This is a genomic window from Brevibacterium sp. ZH18 (assembly GCF_022748595.1).
GTDB lineage: Bacteria > Actinomycetota > Actinomycetes > Actinomycetales > Brevibacteriaceae > Brevibacterium.
In genome coordinates, this window is record NZ_JALDSX010000040.1 from 1 (window position 1) to 16,040 (window position 16,040).

Below are 16,040 nucleotides of genomic sequence, written 5' to 3' on the forward strand. Positions count from 1 at the left end.
GGTCCGCTCGAGGCCAAGTGGTCCGCTCGATGAGAATGTCTGTGTGCTGAACCCGCCGAGGTGGTCGGGCGACTACTCGATGATCTCGCCGCTGATGACGTCGCCGCCATCGTCGGGTGGGTTCCGGCGCGGGTCGTGGCGAATGGCATCGGCAGTCTTATGCAGGCGACGGCCGAGCGCGACCAGCGCGATGCCGACGACGAAGATGAATATCGCGAGGGTGAAGATGAGCGTGGTCACCCCTGCCTCGGGCGCGAAGAGGAAGAAACCTCCGAGGATGATTCCCAACACCCCGATGACTGTGAGCAGCCACCAGGCGCTCGCGCCCATACGACGCATGAAGAGTGAGACCATCACGCCGAGGAACCCGAAGAAGATGATCGCGAACCCGGTCAGGATCGTGACGAAGGCGGCGAAGAACATGGGGGAGAAGAAGATGAGCGCGGCCAGGAGGACCAGCAGCACCGACCTGGCGACCATGCTCCCGCTACGACCGCCCTTCGGGGCGAAGACCAAGGATGCAACGGCGATAACGGCCAGCCAGCCGGCGAAGATCCGCACGACCACCTCGGCGGTGGCGCCGGGCCAGACCACCATGAGCAGACCCACGAGACAGGCGATGACGCCGTTGGTGATGACTACTCTGCTGGTGCGTTTCAGGTCCATGGGTCAAGCCTAGTCACTCGGAATGGATGCTCGCTGAGCACAGGGAAGTGCCGGCGCTCGCCAGACCGGCGAGGGCCAGACCATCGGGCGCCAGACCGGCGAGGGCCAGACCGGCGAGGGCCAGACCAGCGCTCGCCAGACCGGCGGCTCAGCACCGGCGATCAGGCAGGTGCCTTCTCGTCGTTCGGAGCTCCGTGTTTCAGGGCCACCGGGGCTTTCTCGGTGCCCGGGAGCTTGATCGATGCGGGCAGATTCATCGTCTCCGTCAACCTCATCGAATCCGACAGGGCCCTGACCATTCCGCTGAAATCGCCCAGCGAGTGGTCACTGTCCTGTCCGCCGAATGTGGCGCTCAACGCTTCCGCCGCCGAGGTGGTGGTGCCGTTGATCGACGTCCCCGCGGGGACGTTCTCGACCGAAGCGTCGGCCGCCTTCGGAGTGTTCCCCTCGAGGAACCGCAGAAGTTCGACCGGGAAGGGCAGAACAAGCGTCGAATTCTTCTCGGCGGAGACTTCGACGATCGTCTGGAGCAGGCGCAGCTGCAAAGCTGCGGGTGTGTCTGCCATCGTTGCGGCGGCCTGCGCCAACTTCGTAGAAGCCTGGAACTCACCGTCGGCGATGATCACGCGTGAACGGCGCTCACGTTCGGCTTCAGCCTGGCGTGACATAGAGCGCTTCATCGACTCGGGCAGTGCGACGTCTTTGATCTCGACCCGATCGATGTGCACACCCCAGTCGACTGCGGGGCTGTCGATCATGATGGCTAGGCCCTGGTTGAGCCGCTCCCTGTTGGTGAGCAGATCGTCGAGTTCGCTCTGACCGATGATCGAACGCAGCGACGTCTGTGCCACTTGGCTGACGGCGAGCTGATAGTTCTCGACATCGATGACTGCCTTGCGTGGATCCACGACCTTGAAATAGATGACCGCATCGACGCGGACAGTCACATTGTCGCGGGTGATGCCGTCCTGAGCGGGAATCGGCATGGTGACGATCTGCAGATTGACCTTCTGCAGCTTGTCCACGAACGGCACGATGGCCGTCATCCCTGGGTGCTTCGGATCACTTGTGACTCGACCCAGGCGGAAGACGACTCCACGTTCGTACTGTTTGATGATCTTCAAACTGTTGCCGAGCGTGATGATGCCGAGCGCGACCAGGCCGAATACGACGTATAGAAAGAACATCGAATCGCCTCCTTCGACGATTGACTGTCCTTTCAACGTTACGCCTGAGTGGGCAAAAAGGACCCGCCTCGGCGACAATCTCGATACGGTTGTCGGCATCGGCTCAGAAACCGCGGCACAGCCAGCCTTGGCGGCAGGGCCAGAGCTGGCAGCCCAGAGGTGTCGCCAGCGGTGACTTAACCGTTGGCCCGAGACCCGGACGTGTCCGAAGCAGACGGCACTGCGACCTTCTCCCGCGCGAGCAGACGCTTCCCGGCAGGGTAAGACGCCAGCGATTGCGGCAGCCGTACGAGCCGACCGGAGGCATAGGTGGCGATGACCTCGCCGGTGTCCGGCTGGTTGGGCCCGACTCCGTGGGCATCGACTCCGATCCTGCGCAGGGTCTGCTTCGCAACGGGGATGGGGGAGTCGAAGAGGGTGATCGCTCCGGCCCGGGCCGCCATAATGCGGTCGGCGACAAGGCCGTAGTGGGTGCAGCCGAGCACGACGGTCTCCATGCCGGGATCCATCTGATCCAGGGCCGCGTCGATCGCGGCATCGATCGTGGCGATGTCAGCGACGTTGATCGCCTCGGCGAGGCCGGGGCACGCGACCTTGGATACGGTCAGGTCGCCGGCGAACGTGTCGATGAGGTTCTGCTGATACGCACTGCCCGTCGTGGCCGGGGTCGCCCAGATCGCGAAGTCCTGCCCGGTCCCGGCCGCCATCTTCACGGCCGGGACTGTGCCGATGACCGGGATGTCGGGCTCGTAGCGAGCACGCACGGCCTCGAGGGCTTGGACGGAAGCGGTGTTGCAGGCGATGACGATCGCATCGGGCTCCCACTCGGCGAGCACCGCTGCCGAGTTCAGGGCCCTGGCCTCAAGCGCCTCCGGGCTCAGGCTCCCGTACGGGGTGAAGTCCGGATCCATGGCGAGAACGAGATCGGCGTGCGGAGCCAGATGGAACAGCGCATCTGCGGTGCCGAGGAGCCCGAGGCCGGAATCGAGCAGACCGATACGCGTCATGAGACCTCTTTCGGGTAGGCGAATTCCTTGATTTCCTTCAGATGCGTCTTCGTCAGCCCCTTGGCGAACTCGGGAGCGATGAGCTTGAGCCTGTTCGACGAGTAGCGATCGAGGAAGTAATCACGGGTGGCCGGTGCTGCCAGATCGTCGTCGATCCAGATGGCGCGACCGTGCTCGTGGGAGTCGAGCCAGTCCTCCATTGCACGCGCCTTCCACCACAGGTGCGGGTCGTTGGCGTAGCGGTTGTGGGTCTCGTCGGGCATCTCGATGACCTCGAACGAGTTACGCAGACCGAACTTCGGCTCCAACTCGGTTTTGCACCGATCTGACCAGGTCGAAAGCCACACCACGTCGACGTCATGGGTCTCGACGAGGCGGTCGAAGAACTCGACCACGGCAGGCTTGTAGTGCAGTTCGTAGTCCCAGGCCTGGAGCTTCTTGCGCCCTTCGGCGACGATGCGCAGCTTGGGCACAGGGTACGAGTTGAGGACGCCGTCGACGTCGAGGAAGACAGTGACATGCCGTGCTTGCCGGCGTGCTGAGACCGGCGATGGGGATGCGGCTGCCATTGTTCCTTCCTCCGAGTACCGAGCGCGGCTGCCGGGTGCGACAGTCGAGAACATGCGTGAGCGGCCCGCTTATCCGGGAGCAGGACGAACTGCCCGTGAGGGGTCGATCAACGATGAGTTTACCGCTCGAAACTGAGGAAGGCCGAGCCTTCGTGGACGACGAGACGCGCATCTCCCGGCAGCTGCCGGTCAGTCGCAGATGCTGTGAGCCTCAGTCAGCCTCGGCGAGGTACTGCTCGAGGACGCCGCGGATGTCCTCGGCGATCGGGGAGGGCCTGCCGGTCTCTCGGTCGATGTGGACGAGGATGACGTCGGAGTTGAACACCTTGTTGCCGCTCTGCTCACCGCGAGTGTGGACGGTAAATGAGGAGGTGCCGATCCGTTTGACCGTCACAGTCATCTTGAGCTCGGGGCCGTACATGACGGGCAGTAGATAGTCGATCGACTGGTTCGCGACGAGCATTCCGCCGCCGGTGATCCTGCCGGCCTTGGCCTCGTGGAGCCAGCGCACGCGGCATTCCTCGATGAGCGAGATCATGCGCGCGTTGTTCACGTGGCCGAGCATGTCCTGATCGGACCAGCGCACCTCTGGGGAATACTCGAATGTCTTCACGGACAACCTTTCGACTCAACTGCTCTGGAGACTCTCCATCTCCAACTATGGGACGCTACCAGGAGGGTCGGGCGGCCCTGAACACCGGGATCCTACTTATGGTCAGGTCGGCCCTGGTTCCCTTGTAGAACTGATCGATCGTTCTATAGTGAAACAGGAATGATCGACGAAAGGAAATCATGGCAGTGCTCAACGGTGTGCGCGTACTTGACCTCGGCGGGATCGGCCCCGGCCCCTTCGCCACAATGATGTTGGCAGATATGGGCGCCGAGGTGGTTCGCCTCGACCCGCCTGCCGCCGCTGGCCAGCCGATGAATCCCGTCCTCGACCGGGGCAAGCGGTCGGTCACCGCTGATTTCAAATCCGAGTCGGGGATCGCGCTCGCCCGTGGGCTCGCGGCGAAGTCAGACATCGTCGTCGAGGGATTCCGTCCCGGTGCCGCGGAGCGCTTGGGGCTTGGACCCGATGACCTGCACGCACTCAACCCGGCGCTCGTCTACGGCCGCATCACCGGTTACGGCCAGGACGGTCCGAAAGCGCAGAAGGCCGGACACGACCTCGGCTACATCGCTTCGACCGGCCTGCTCAATCAGCTCGGCCGGGCCGATGGTCCGCCGCAGTTCCCGGTCAACCTCATCGGCGACTTCGGCGGTGGGGGAATGCTGCTGGTCGTCGGTGTCCTCGGTGCGCTCACCAGTGCACGAGCGACCGGCATCGGCACCGTTGTCGACACCGCCATGATCGACGGCGCGAACCTTCTGTATTCGATGATGCACGGCTTCTCCGAAATGGGAATGTGGCGCCACGACGCCCGCGGGCACAACCTCCTGGACTCCGGCGCACCGTTCTACGACGTTTACCCCACCGCCGATGACAGGTACGTGTCCGTGGCCTGCATCGAACCGGCCTTCTTCGCCGAGTTCGTGCGCACCCTCGGCATCGAGGACCAGCTGCCCGAACCGCTGGAACAGATCGACCATTGGCAGCCGAAGCACTGGCCCATCATGCGACCAGTCTTCGCCGAGGCGCTGGCCGCGCGCACCTTGGCCGAACTCGAAGAGCTCTTCACCGGTCACGACGCCTGCGTCGAGCCGGTCCGCACCATGGCCGAGGCGAAAACCGATCCCCACAACTTGCACCGCGGACTCTTCTACACCGACTCCGCCGGAGAGGACCAGCCGGTCCCGGCACCGAGGTTCAGCAGGCCCCGAGACCCGGCCACTGCGCCGACGTCGGGTGGCGGGGAACCCGGTGGACCACCTCGGCGGGCGCCGGCCATCGGAGCGGACACCGATGAGGTGATCGCCGAATTGGGTGCGTGACATATGTGAGCAGAAGCGGAGGTTGCGAGGGGCGCCGATAGGGGCCTGAAGCAGTCTGAGTCCGCGGTGAGTGATCGAAGGCGTAGGCTGAGCATCGGACCGGACTGCACATGTAGAGGTGGAGAATGTCGCCGAAGAACGCCCTGGTGATCGAAGACGATGATGATATTCGCCGTCTGCTGGAAGTGGTGCTCGAACAGAGCGGGTTCAGCGTCGAATCGGTCGCTACCGGAGCGCTCGGTGTGGATCGGCTGCCTGCTGCATCACTTTCGCTCATCACCGTCGACCTCGGTCTGCCCGATATGAGCGGCCTCGATGTGGTCGAACAGATTCGGCCGCAGACATCGGCCACGATTGCCGTCATCAGCGCTCGATCGAGTCAGAAGGATCGTGACGCCAGTCTGGCGGCTGGCGCGGATGCGTTCCTGACCAAGCCATTCAGACCCCGCGAACTCAGGCAATGGGTCAGAGAACTCGACGAGGCCCGCACCTTCGAAGACTGAGCACGTCAATCGGGGCCAGCGGGACTCGAGAATCGTGCGACCGAAAGCCGAGTGCCCGGCTGAACGCCGCGCGCGCAGCTGCACACCGTGTGCACGGCTGTCCGTCAGTGCTGACCTCGCGTCGGCAGGTCGAGGAAACGGCCGCGGATCTCGGTGACCGTATCGTCGCCGACTCTCGCCAAGCGGGGCAGTGCCGAGCGTGCCGCCTCGAGCTCCCCGGTTTCGACCATTGTCGTGAAGTCCTCGGCCGCGACCTGGAGTCGCTTCGCTCCGACCATCGTCGCCGATACGCGGATGCTGGCGATCGCATCGCCGATCTCCACAGAATCCTCCGCGGCCACCGTCCGCTGCAGAGTTGCCAGACGGCGCGGCCAGATGAGGGAGAAGCGCGACACGATCTCCGCCGCGTATTCGTCCCTGCCCTCGAGCTCCTCGGCCAGATCCGCCAGACTCTGCTGATCGAGCAGGGGCAGCAGCTGCAGGGCAGCTGGGGTGAAGGTCGACGTCGAGAGGACACCATCGGCGTTCCGCTTCGTCTTCGCCCAGGAATTGCGGCCGGTGGCCATTCGCGCGATCGCCCGCGGATAGTAGAAGTACGTGAAGTAGACGTAGACCAGGTAGCCGAGGCCCAGCAGGAGGGCACTCACGCGGCCGATCGGTTCGGAACTCCAACGACGATACAGCGGACCCCACAATGCGTAGGGGAGGACGACGAAGACAAGACCCGCGAGGAGCGTGAGCCACGTCGAGACGTCGTCGAGGAAGCCGAAGCTGCCTTCTGACACCGCGACCCAGATGAGAGTCGGGATGAGCACGAGGTTGAGCATCATCAACCATGGTTGACTCATGAAGTAGTGGATCTCTGCGAAGCCCGACGGGCCGAGTGCGCGGCTTCTGCGCAGAGTAGGCAGAATCGACGCGCATTCCATGACGCCCTGCGCCCACCGGGTTCGCTGAGTGAGGAGGCGGCGGAAATGCGGCAGCGCCTCTTGGGACACGTGGGCCTGAGGGAGGTAGCCGTTGCGGGCGCCTGTGCTGAGGATATTCAGACCCAGCTCGTAGTCTTCGCTGAGCTTGTTTCCCCGCGGTTCGCCGTGTGCTTCATCCAAGGTGTCCAACACGCTCAAACGAGTGAACTGGCCGTTCCCACCCATGCCGACGGTGCCGGTGGCGACGCGCAGCTGCTGCATCGCCGAGTTCGACGTGCGGAACTCAATGTCCTGCATCCGCACGAGAAACCTGCCCACGGCGTTGATGAATCGACCTCGCCCCGGCCGGGGGCGTCGGTCGCTGCGGTTCTTCATCCACACTTCGAGCTGGGCGGCACCCAAGGTCTCGTCGCCGAACCCGGATGGCCCCGAAAGTACGTCGAGCGCATTCTCGGAGAGGAATCCATCGGCATCGAGGACCCCGATGACTGCGCGTTCGCGCTCTGTCGTCTGAGGGCCTACGTACTCGGAGACGATCCGGTACGCGGCATTGAGAGCTTTGCCCTTGCCTGTGCGTGCCTCGGGCAGGACTCGGGAGATGAGATGAGTTCGAGCATCGACATCCATGACGTCTCGAACGATGAGAGCCGTCGAGTCCTCGCTGGCATCGTCTATGACCCAGATATGAGCCTGCGGGAACGAGGTGCGGGCGGAGGAGACGGTCTCGGCGATGACGCTCTCCTCGTCACGGCAGGGAATGAGGAAGTGCCAGGAGAACGCCGAGGGATCGCCGGGTTCGACGTCTCGCCTCCTGGCATGGGAGATGAGGAGAAGACTGACATAGGCCAGAGAGAGTGAAGCAGTGACGGTGATGGTGATGAGCGCGATGTCATACCACCAGTACCGGCCTATCTGCCCGAACGAGCCTGAGAAGCAGAAGATGTAGGCCGCGAGCACGCCGTAGATCAACGATGCGGCCACCGCGATCGGACTGATCCTGACACCGGAACGTCGCGCTTTCGCGCTGGTCGATCCGCTGCCTTGCGAACCGTTCGGATTCGGTTCAGGCTCGTGCGTTCTGTTCTCAGCCACTGTTTCCCTGTCACTCTCCTGCTGGTCGGGCCGGAAGGCGGACGCTGAACGTGCTGCCGCGTCCCGGGGTCGACGACACCGAAATCGTGCCGTTGTGAGCGTCGACGATGCTCTTCGTCACCGACAGCCCCAGGCCCACCCCACGTGTCGTCGACTCGCGTGCCGCGGCTCCGCGGAAGAATGGGGTGAACAGCCGATCCACCTCGCTGCCGGGCATACCCGGACCATCGTCCTTCACATCGAAGCCGACACCCGTGTCGTCTGTTCTCGATTCGACGCTCACACGGTGGCCGGCTCCCGAATACTTGATTCCGTTGAAGACCAGATTGGTGAGCACCTGAGTGATGCGCTTCGGGTCTGTCATCACTCTCGAGCGGGTCAGGCCGTCGATGCTCAGGCGCACACCGTGATCGGCCGCTGCCGGCTGCAGCGAACGCACGACCTCTTCGATAAGTGAGCTCAGGTCGACTGGGGAAGAATCGAGGTCCAGCCGCTGTGATTCCGCCTGCTGCTCGAGGAGGATGTCCTCGACCAGGGCGTAGAGCTGCTCGGAGTTCCTCCGGATCACCTCGAGATGGCCGCCGATCGACGAACTCACGACGCCGAGGTCCGGATTCGCCGAGGCGGATGTCGGCACGCTCTCATCGAGTTCGTCAATGGCCAATTCGGTATACCCCATGATCGATGTCAGAGGGGTTCGCAGCTCGTGTGAGACCGACGCCAGGATCTCCTCGCGTGCGCGGATGAGGTGCTGGGTTGCGGTGACATCATAGGTGACCACGATCATGTGGGGTGCCAAGTAGGCGTCGCCGAGCAGGGAAGTAGTGCTCACGCTCAAGGCACGCTGGCCGACACCGGGAGACCCGACCCAGATCAGCTCGTCTTTGAACACCTCACCACGACGGGCCCTGACCAATGGGCGTTGCTCAGGGGCCACCTCGGTGGCGGCATCGGCAGCGAACACCGTCCAACTGCTGTCGTCGGCGAGGTCAGCATCGGCAGGGGTGGCATGCTCCAGATGCGCGCGGAACGCCGAGTTCTCGAAGATCGAAGCGCCATGCCCGTCGAGGATGAGGAGTCCGACGTTGACGCTCTCGCCGGTGGTTCTCAACAGACTGGAGGAGCGTCTGACATCGGAGGTGAGCTTCTCCTGTGCCAGAAGCGCAGTTCGAAGACGCTGGTTGCTGGCCCGCACTCGCATATCGAAGCCGGCGACCATGCCCGCGGTCATCGCAACCGCGACGGGAAGGAGGGCAGCCAGCAGCACACGAGCTGTATCGATGGTGGTATCTGTGCCTCCGAAGAGGTTGACCGGGGTGACGGTGACCAGCACCGCCGCGGTGGCGATGATGACTCCTCTGCGCCTGAGGGTGATGACCAGCCACACCGCCGGGATGAGGGAGAGCACGGAGAGCGCGCCCCCGTCCGGGTAGGTGGCGTAGCGGCACATTCCCAGTGCCGCGAAGTCGAGGAGTGGGATGATGAAGTCGGGAAGCGCGGTCCGTGTGAACCGGTTGGTGACGAATGCGCCCACGGTGGCCAGAACCAGAACGAAGAGCCCCGACAGCAGCCAGATGACGTGCACGGATTCTGGCCGCAGCAGGCCCAACGAGATGGACACGGCGCCGAGCAGTACGGCGAAGGTCGTTTGATGGATGATCGAGAAGGCTCGGACCTCACCGGCGATGAACGCCTGACGAATGAAGCGGCCTAACCTGGTCATGGCTGGTCTGCGGTGGGGAACACGACTGCTGCCTTCCTGAACTTCACTGACCAATCATCATCGGGTGGCCCGATTCACATCCTATCCGGGTTTCCTCCCAGCAGTGGCTGGCCTTGCGTAGGCATCAGCCGCGGTCTTCAGCCGTGTCGGGTTCTGATCTCTTCGTTGACCGCGCCGACGACCTCGTGGAGGTCGCCGATGATCGCGTAGTCGGCGCGCTGGACCATCGTCGACTCCTCATCGGTGTTGATCGCGATGAGCGTCTTCGCGCCCTCGATGCCGGCCATGTGCTGGATCGCGCCGGAGATTCCACATGCGATGTAGACGTCCGGGCTGATCCGGCTGCCGGTCTGGCCGACCTGCTCGGAATGCGGTCGCCAACCTAGACCCGTGACCACTCGCGAAACCCCCAAAGCCCCGCCGAGGTGGTTGACGAGTTCGAGGACCTCGCCGAATCCGTTCTCCGAACCCACACCGCGACCGGCACCGACGACCGCGCGCGCCTGGGTCAACCCGGACGCGTCAGCAGCATCGGTGGTCTCGACCTCGGTGCGCACCACCGCCGTGCGCAGATCCTCGACCGCGATCTCGAGTTCGTATTCAATCACCTCGGGGGTCGTCGCTGTGGTGTCCTCCGGGGAGCAGGCATGGCCGGCGATCGTGAGAACCTGCAGGTCACCGCCCAGCGCCAGGCGCTCGAAGGCCGAACCGCCCAGCACCTGGCGCAGCAGTCCGTCAGCGTCGGCGGCGATGACATTGGCCGCCATCCGCTGGCCGGTCCGCACGGCCACATGGGCCATCAGCTCCATCCCGCGCGGAGTGCCCGACGCCATCACAGTCCCAGTCTCCGGGGCAATGTCGACAAGTGCCTGCGCCCAGGCTGCGGCTGAATATGCCTCGAGCTCGGGGTGTTCGAGGTGATGAATGGTCTCCACTCCGAGACGGGCCAGCTGCTCGGTGGCAGCATCGGTGAGCTGACCAATCACGGCAGCTTCCACCGTGACCCCTTCATCTGAGCTACCTTGCGGACGCTGAGCAACCTGTCCTGAGGTTGCTGAGCGTCCGGGAGGTTGCTCAGGCGGCGAGCCGACCAGCCCGGCGAGCACGTCGGCGTTCGTGCGGGCGAAGGTGACCGCCTCGGCGGAGGTGAGCTGCACCTGTCCGCCCTCATCAGTTTCGACGAATACGAGAGTCATGACCTGATCACTCCGATCTCTTCCAGGATGTCGACCAGAGCGGGGGCCGCGTCGGGGCCCTCGCCGAGGATGGTGACCGAACTCGTCGTCTCAGGTGGCAGTTCGAGGCCGATGCGCGGATTGCCGGTTCCCGGCTCGGGTGCGTCGTACTCGGTGATGCGGGCCTTCTTCGCCTTCATTCGGCCGGTTATCGAGGGGTAGCGCGGGTCGACGCCGCCCTCCTGGACTGCGATGACAGCCGGCAGTTCGAGCGAGAAGATCTCTGTGCCCGAAGGCCCGATCCCGCGCGCTTCGACGCCTGGACCGCCAGAGCCTGGACCGCCAGCACCCGCGTCGCCAGCCCCCGCGCCCTCGACCGCATGCAGCGTCGAGATCCCGGTCAGCACCGGATAGTCGAGGTCGTAGGCCAGACGGATGCCGACCTGGAAGTCACCGGTGTCGGCCGCATCGTTGCCCAGCAGCACGAGGTCGAATGTTTGCCCTTGCTCAGCACGGTCGCGGACGATGTCGCCGATGATCGAGGCGATGTCTTCGGGCCCGAAGGCGCTCAGATCATCGGTTTCGATGAGGATCCCATCCTTGGCTCCCACGGCCACGGCCGCACGGAGCTGTTCGACCGCCTCGGCGGGGCCTAGTGTCAGCACCGTGACCGAGCCGCTGGTGTCCGCGGCGGTCTGGATGGCCAGCTCCACCGCGCATTCCTCATGGGCCGACATCGTGTGGCCGAGGCTGCGGTCGTCGATGTCTGTGGCGGAATCGTCGAGCGTGATCCGGCCCGAGATGTCAGGGACGCGTTTGATGCAGACGAGGATGTCCACGGTCTACCTCCTGATGCATTCGTTGGTCGGGTCGAAGAGCGGTGTGGCGTCGACCGAGGCCACGGTCACGGGGTAGAACTCCTCCATGTAGACGACCTGGAGCTGGTTGCCCAGGACCGCCTCGGCGGGTGGGAGGAAGGCCATGAGGATGTGCTTTCCGAGGCTCGGGGCCGACCCCGCCGAGGTGACATAGGGGTTGTGCCCGTGCCCGTCGACCAGCGGATCCCCGTTTGCCGAGACGATGGGTTCCCCGCCGAGCATGTAGCGCTTCTCGCCGGTCGAACTCGTCAGATCGTCCACGGTCAGGGAGCACAGTACGGCCTTCGGGTCCTCCTCACGGTGGCGCAGATGGGCATCGCGGCCGACGAAGTTCTGTGACTTCACCTTCGGCCGGGCCATGCCGACTTCGATGACGGTGCGTTCGGAGTCGAGTTCGGCACCGAAGGCACGGTAGCCTTTCTCGATCCGTCCGGTCGTGCCGTAGACGCCGAGTCCGACGGGGACGAGACCGTGGCTTTGACCGGCCTCGGTGAGCATGTCCCAGAGCCGTAGCCCGGATTCCATCGGGATGTAGAGCTCCCAGCCCAGATCGCCCACGTAGGAGATGCGAGAGGCCAGGACGGTCAGGGAGCCGATCTCGATGGTGCGGGCCGTGCCGAACTTGAACCCTTCGTGCGAGATGTCTGCGGTCGTGACCTGGGAGAGGATGTCGCGAGCGCGTGGACCCCAGAGTCCGATCGTCGTGAACGACGATGTGAGGTCGGCGATCTGCGCGCCGGTCTCCGGCAAGCGATCGGCGAACCATTTGACGTCGACCATGCCATGGGCGGCACCCGTGACGACGCGGAATCGGTCGTGAGCCAGTCGCATGATCGTCAGGTCCGAGCGGAACCCGCCCGTCTCGTCGAGGACCGGCGTGTAGACGACCCGGCCGATCGTCACATCCATCTGGGCGAGCACGATCGACTGGACGGCGTCGAGGGCCGCGGGTCCGAACACGTCGAAGATGACGAAGCTCGAAAGGTCGACGAGGCCAGCACGCTCACGCATTGCGAGATGCTCGGCGTTGATGATCGGTGACCACCAGCGCGAGTCCCATTCGGCGCTCCGGTCCATGACGCGCTCGCCGAACTCTTCGACGAGCTTCGCATTCGAGCTGTACCACTGCGGGCGTTCCCAGCCGGCGACCTCGAAGAATTCGGCACCGAGTTCTTTCTGCCTCGAGTGCATAGGGGAGAGGCGGACGTTGCGGTCCGAAGTCCACTGTTCGCCCGGATGGACGATGCCGTAGGTCTTGATGAAGGCCTCAGAGGTGCGGGCGCGGACGTGCTCTCGAGTGCGCTGATGAGGGTGGAAGCGGGCGATGTCGGCGTTTTGGACGTCGATCTCCGGACAGCCGTGTGTCATCCATTCGGCCACGGCCCGACCGACGCCCGGGCCTTCCTTGACCCATACCGCTGCCGCCGACCAGAGGCCTTTGACCTGGGGTGATTCGCCGAGGATCGGTGCACCGTCGGGGGTCAGGGAGAGGAGGCCGTTGATCGCATAGCGGATCTCGACATCGGGATTGGACAGGACGTCGGGCATGAGCTCGAGCGCCTGTTCGAGCTGCGGGTCGAAGTCATCGTCGGTGAAGGGCATCTCCGTGGGGGAGAGCTTGGCAGCTTCGATCGAGGGGATCTCATCCGGTTCGTGGAGGATCGCGCGGTGGGCGTAGGAGCCGATCTCCATGTCCGACCCGTGCTGGCGTTCATAGCAATACGTGTCCATGTCGCGCACGATCGGGAACGAGATCTCACCTGGACGTTCTGCCAGCTGAGGGACCGGACCGACGCTGATCATCTGGTGCACGGCCGGGGTCAGTGGGATCGCGGCACCGGCCATGGCTGCGATGCGCGGACTCCACACGCCGCAGGCGACGAGGATTTTATCGGTCTCGATCGTGCCCTTATTCGTATGGACTCGTACGACCTGACCGTCTTCGACGTCGATGCCGGTGACCTCGGTGTTCGCGGAGACCGTGAGTGCACCGGACTCCTGAGCGCCTTCGCGCATCATCGTGCCGGCACCCACGGAGTCGACGACGCCGACACCGGGGGACCAGAAGGCTCCGACGATGACTTCAGGGTCGAGGAAGGGTACCTTCTCGACGACTTCCTCGGGAGTGACCAGGTGTGATTCGATGCCCCACGCCCTGGCCGAGGCCATCCGTCGGCGCAGCTCCTGCATCCGCTCCGGTGTGCGGGCGACCTCGAATCCGCCGGATTCGGTGAAGACGCCGAGCTCCTTGTACTGGCGCACACTGTCGGCGGTGAGGTCCGTGATCTCGCGTGAGTGATCGACGGGAAAGATGAAGTTCGAGGCGTGGCCGGTCGAGCCGCCCGGATTGGGCAGCGGCCCTTTGTCGACCTGAACGATGTCGGTCCAGCCGAGTTTGGCCAGATGATGGACGAGGCTGTTGCCGACGATGCCTGCTCCGACGACGACGACGCTGGCGTGGGTGGGGATGGAAGCCATGGACTGGCTCCTCTCTGAGGCACCTTCGCCTCCAACGGCACCTGTTGCACATTATGCAACCTGGTGCGCTATGTGAAACTTAATGCTTCGATCGTCCCCCGCCCGCCGAGGTGTGTCAAGGGTTTTTCGACCGCGACTTCAGTGCTCGTGGCGGGGTTCTCGCCCAGGGTGGGCAGGTCGTCGAGTCAGGGGTGGACTGATCGTCGAGGCAGGGGTGGGCTGGTCGTCGAGTCAGGGGTGGGTCAGGCTTCGCGCCACCCGAGGCGGGCCGAGATGTCGGCTGCGGCCTTGACCAGCAGTTTCCTCGCTGATTCGACCAGGGCGTCGGTGAAGCGGAAGCCCGGCCCGGAGGCCGAGATCGAAGCGATGATGTCGCCGTGGGCGTTGCGGATGGGAGCAGAGACCGCAGTGAGCCCGACCTCGAGTTCATCGGAGACGACCGAGCTGCCTTGCTCGGCCACCTCGGCGATCTCGGTGAGGAGGCGAGGCAGTGAGGTCACGGTGTGCGGGGTGTAGGTCGGGAGTTTGGAACCTAGCGCCGTGCGGATGCCTGCCTCGCTGAGTCCCGAGAGCAGCACCTTGCCGTTCGACGTCGCGTGCAGCGGGATGCGCTGGCCGACCCAGTTGTGGCTCTGGACCGACGCGGTGCCGGACACCTGGTCGAGGTAGAGCGCCGCTCCGTCGGAGAGGACGGCGATGTTGACGGTCTCGCCGGTCTGTTCGGCCAGGAGCTTGGCGATCGGACGGGCCTCCTGAACGATGTCCAATCGTGCCGTCGTGGCCCCCGCGAGGCGGAGGATGCCCAGGCCCAGGCGGTATTTTCCCCGGTGGTGGTCCTGCTCGACGAGGCCTCGGGCCTCGAGCGTCGCGACGATGCGCGACGCAGTGGACTTGTGCACGCCCAGCTCGGCGGCGATGTCGGTGGCCCCGACGAGGCCGACGCGGGCGATGATCTCGAGGATCGTGACCGCCCGATCGACCGACTGCACGGAACCCGAACTCGTCTCACTGTTGCTCATTTCGAAACTGTAGCTCAGATGACACAACAGCAATAGAGCGGGACAGCGTGTGATGTAGGGTGAATGCCGCCGGTGTGCCCAGTGTATGGCGGCGCATCTTTCCCCGACGGAGTTGAGCACTATGACCAATGGGACCCAGTCGATCGACCGCGCGGCGGAGATATTGTCGCTGGTGGTGAAGGCGGGCGATCCGATCTCGTTCACCGAGGTGGTCGAAGCGACGGCGCTGGCCCGGTCGACGGTCTCGCGGCTGCTCTCCGCACTCGAACGCAACGGCCTGGTCGAACGCGACGGTGACGGGCTCTACCGCGGAGGTTCCCTGTTCGCGACCTATGCTTCCCGATTCGACCGGGTCGAAACCCTCGTCGCCGCGGCCGATCCCACGCTGCAGCGGCTGAGTGAGGAGACAGGAGAGACCGTCAACCTCGCCGTCCCGAGCGCGACCGGCGTCGTCCAGGTCGCACAGGTCGATTCGACCTTCGTCCTCGGTGCCACGAACTGGGTCGACGTCGAGGTCCCGCCCCACTGCTCCGCGCTGGGCAAGATCATGTACGCCTTCGACGTCATTCCGGTTCCGTCCGGCCGCCTCGAGCGCCGGACCCCTCACACACTGGGGTCGCGGAAGGACCTTCTGGACAACCTCGCCGAGGTGCGCGAGCGTGGGTACGCAATCGTGCACGAGGAATTCGAAGTGGGCCTCGACGCCCTCGCTGCTCCCGTCTTCGGCGTCGACGACCGGGTGGTCGCGGCTGTCGGGATCTCAGGCCCGACCATGCGCATCGCCGACCATCACGAGGACATGGGCCGCCTCCTCGCGGACGAGGCGGGCCTGCTCTCTCGCAGCCTCAAACGCAAGGTCACCCACCGGTAGAGACGATC

Annotated in this window: 14 protein-coding genes; 3 read left to right on the forward strand and 11 right to left on the reverse strand. The window is 64.5% G+C overall.

Features of this window, described 5'->3' with window-relative positions:
• Positions 1 to 72: 72 nt before the first annotated feature.
• From MPN20_RS13160 to MPN20_RS13180, 5 genes are all read right to left on the reverse strand, one after another.
• Positions 73 to 666, reverse strand: coding sequence for a DUF308 domain-containing protein (locus tag MPN20_RS13160; protein ID WP_242782856.1), 594 nt, complete (start codon positions 664 to 666; stop codon positions 73 to 75).
• 161 nt (positions 667 to 827) lie between these two features.
• Positions 828 to 1,853 (reverse strand): slipin family protein, encoded by a 1,026-nt coding sequence (locus tag MPN20_RS13165; RefSeq protein ID WP_242782857.1) that lies wholly within the window; start codon positions 1,851 to 1,853, stop codon positions 828 to 830.
• A gap of 176 nt (positions 1,854 to 2,029) precedes the next feature.
• Positions 2,030 to 2,860 carry an aspartate/glutamate racemase family protein gene (locus MPN20_RS13170; protein WP_242782859.1) on the reverse strand — a complete coding sequence of 277 codons (831 nt, stop codon included), beginning with the start codon at positions 2,858 to 2,860 and terminating at the stop codon, positions 2,030 to 2,032.
• A complete protein-coding gene (locus tag MPN20_RS13175; RefSeq protein ID WP_242782861.1) occupies positions 2,857 to 3,429 on the reverse strand; it encodes an HAD domain-containing protein in 573 nt (190 codons plus the stop codon). The genes MPN20_RS13170 and MPN20_RS13175 overlap by 4 nt, the downstream gene beginning before the upstream one ends.
• Before the next feature lie 211 nt (positions 3,430 to 3,640).
• Positions 3,641 to 4,042 (reverse strand): thioesterase family protein, encoded by a 402-nt coding sequence (locus MPN20_RS13180; RefSeq protein ID WP_242782863.1) that lies wholly within the window; start codon positions 4,040 to 4,042, stop codon positions 3,641 to 3,643.
• A gap of 179 nt (positions 4,043 to 4,221) precedes the next feature.
• Between MPN20_RS13180 and MPN20_RS13185 the strand changes: the two genes are divergently transcribed.
• Entirely contained in the window at positions 4,222 to 5,364 is a 1,143-nt protein-coding gene (locus MPN20_RS13185; RefSeq protein ID WP_242782865.1) for a CaiB/BaiF CoA-transferase family protein, read from the forward strand.
• Positions 5,365 to 5,489: 125 nt separating this feature from the next.
• Positions 5,490 to 5,867 carry a response regulator transcription factor gene (locus MPN20_RS13190; protein WP_242782867.1) on the forward strand — a complete coding sequence of 126 codons (378 nt, stop codon included), beginning with the start codon at positions 5,490 to 5,492 and terminating at the stop codon, positions 5,865 to 5,867.
• A 104-nt stretch (positions 5,868 to 5,971) separates the two neighbouring features.
• Here MPN20_RS13190 and MPN20_RS13195 read toward each other — a convergent pair whose 3' ends face one another.
• From MPN20_RS13195 to MPN20_RS13220, 6 genes are all read right to left on the reverse strand, one after another.
• Positions 5,972 to 7,888: a glycosyltransferase gene (locus tag MPN20_RS13195; RefSeq protein WP_242782869.1), complete on the reverse strand. Its 1,917-nt coding sequence runs from the start codon at positions 7,886 to 7,888 to the stop codon at positions 5,972 to 5,974.
• A 10-nt stretch (positions 7,889 to 7,898) separates the two neighbouring features.
• Complete coding sequence (locus tag MPN20_RS13200; RefSeq protein WP_242782870.1) at positions 7,899 to 9,611, reverse strand: HAMP domain-containing sensor histidine kinase; 1,713 nt, start codon at positions 9,609 to 9,611, stop codon at positions 7,899 to 7,901.
• A 137-nt stretch (positions 9,612 to 9,748) separates the two neighbouring features.
• Positions 9,749 to 10,807, reverse strand: coding sequence for an electron transfer flavoprotein subunit alpha/FixB family protein (locus MPN20_RS13205; RefSeq protein ID WP_242782871.1), 1,059 nt, complete (start codon positions 10,805 to 10,807; stop codon positions 9,749 to 9,751).
• A complete protein-coding gene (locus tag MPN20_RS13210) occupies positions 10,804 to 11,625 on the reverse strand; it encodes an electron transfer flavoprotein subunit beta/FixA family protein (protein WP_242782872.1) in 822 nt (273 codons plus the stop codon). The genes MPN20_RS13205 and MPN20_RS13210 overlap by 4 nt, the downstream gene beginning before the upstream one ends.
• Before the next feature lie 3 nt (positions 11,626 to 11,628).
• Positions 11,629 to 14,142 carry an FAD-dependent oxidoreductase gene (locus MPN20_RS13215; protein WP_242782873.1) on the reverse strand — a complete coding sequence of 838 codons (2,514 nt, stop codon included), beginning with the start codon at positions 14,140 to 14,142 and terminating at the stop codon, positions 11,629 to 11,631.
• Between the two features lie 242 nt (positions 14,143 to 14,384).
• Positions 14,385 to 15,161, reverse strand: a complete 777-nt coding sequence (locus tag MPN20_RS13220; protein ID WP_242782874.1) for an IclR family transcriptional regulator — start codon at positions 15,159 to 15,161, stop codon at positions 14,385 to 14,387.
• A 121-nt stretch (positions 15,162 to 15,282) separates the two neighbouring features.
• On the opposite strand from MPN20_RS13220, the gene MPN20_RS13225 reads away from it, so the two are divergent.
• Positions 15,283 to 16,032, forward strand: a complete 750-nt coding sequence (locus MPN20_RS13225; protein WP_242782875.1) for an IclR family transcriptional regulator — start codon at positions 15,283 to 15,285, stop codon at positions 16,030 to 16,032.
• Positions 16,033 to 16,040 lie beyond the last annotated feature (8 nt).

Excerpts from the sequence above, each read along its gene's own strand:
- MPN20_RS13160 (WP_242782856.1), bottom strand. The coding sequence starts at position 666 with ATGGACCTGAAACGCACCAGCAGAGTAGTCATCACCAACGGCGTCATC.
- MPN20_RS13165 (WP_242782857.1), bottom strand. The coding sequence starts at position 1,853 with ATGTTCTTTCTATACGTCGTATTCGGCCTGGTCGCGCTCGGCATCATC.
- MPN20_RS13170 (WP_242782859.1), bottom strand. The coding sequence starts at position 2,860 with ATGACGCGTATCGGTCTGCTCGATTCCGGCCTCGGGCTCCTCGGCACC.
- MPN20_RS13175 (WP_242782861.1), bottom strand. The coding sequence starts at position 3,429 with ATGGCAGCCGCATCCCCATCGCCGGTCTCAGCACGCCGGCAAGCACGG.
- MPN20_RS13185 (WP_242782865.1), top strand. The coding sequence starts at position 4,222 with ATGGCAGTGCTCAACGGTGTGCGCGTACTTGACCTCGGCGGGATCGGC.
- MPN20_RS13190 (WP_242782867.1), top strand. The coding sequence starts at position 5,490 with ATGTCGCCGAAGAACGCCCTGGTGATCGAAGACGATGATGATATTCGC.
- MPN20_RS13200 (WP_242782870.1), bottom strand. The coding sequence starts at position 9,611 with ATGACCAGGTTAGGCCGCTTCATTCGTCAGGCGTTCATCGCCGGTGAG.
- MPN20_RS13205 (WP_242782871.1), bottom strand. The coding sequence starts at position 10,807 with ATGACTCTCGTATTCGTCGAAACTGATGAGGGCGGACAGGTGCAGCTC.
- MPN20_RS13215 (WP_242782873.1), bottom strand. The coding sequence starts at position 14,142 with ATGGCTTCCATCCCCACCCACGCCAGCGTCGTCGTCGTCGGAGCAGGC.
- MPN20_RS13220 (WP_242782874.1), bottom strand. The coding sequence starts at position 15,161 with ATGAGCAACAGTGAGACGAGTTCGGGTTCCGTGCAGTCGGTCGATCGG.
- MPN20_RS13225 (WP_242782875.1), top strand. The coding sequence starts at position 15,283 with ATGACCAATGGGACCCAGTCGATCGACCGCGCGGCGGAGATATTGTCG.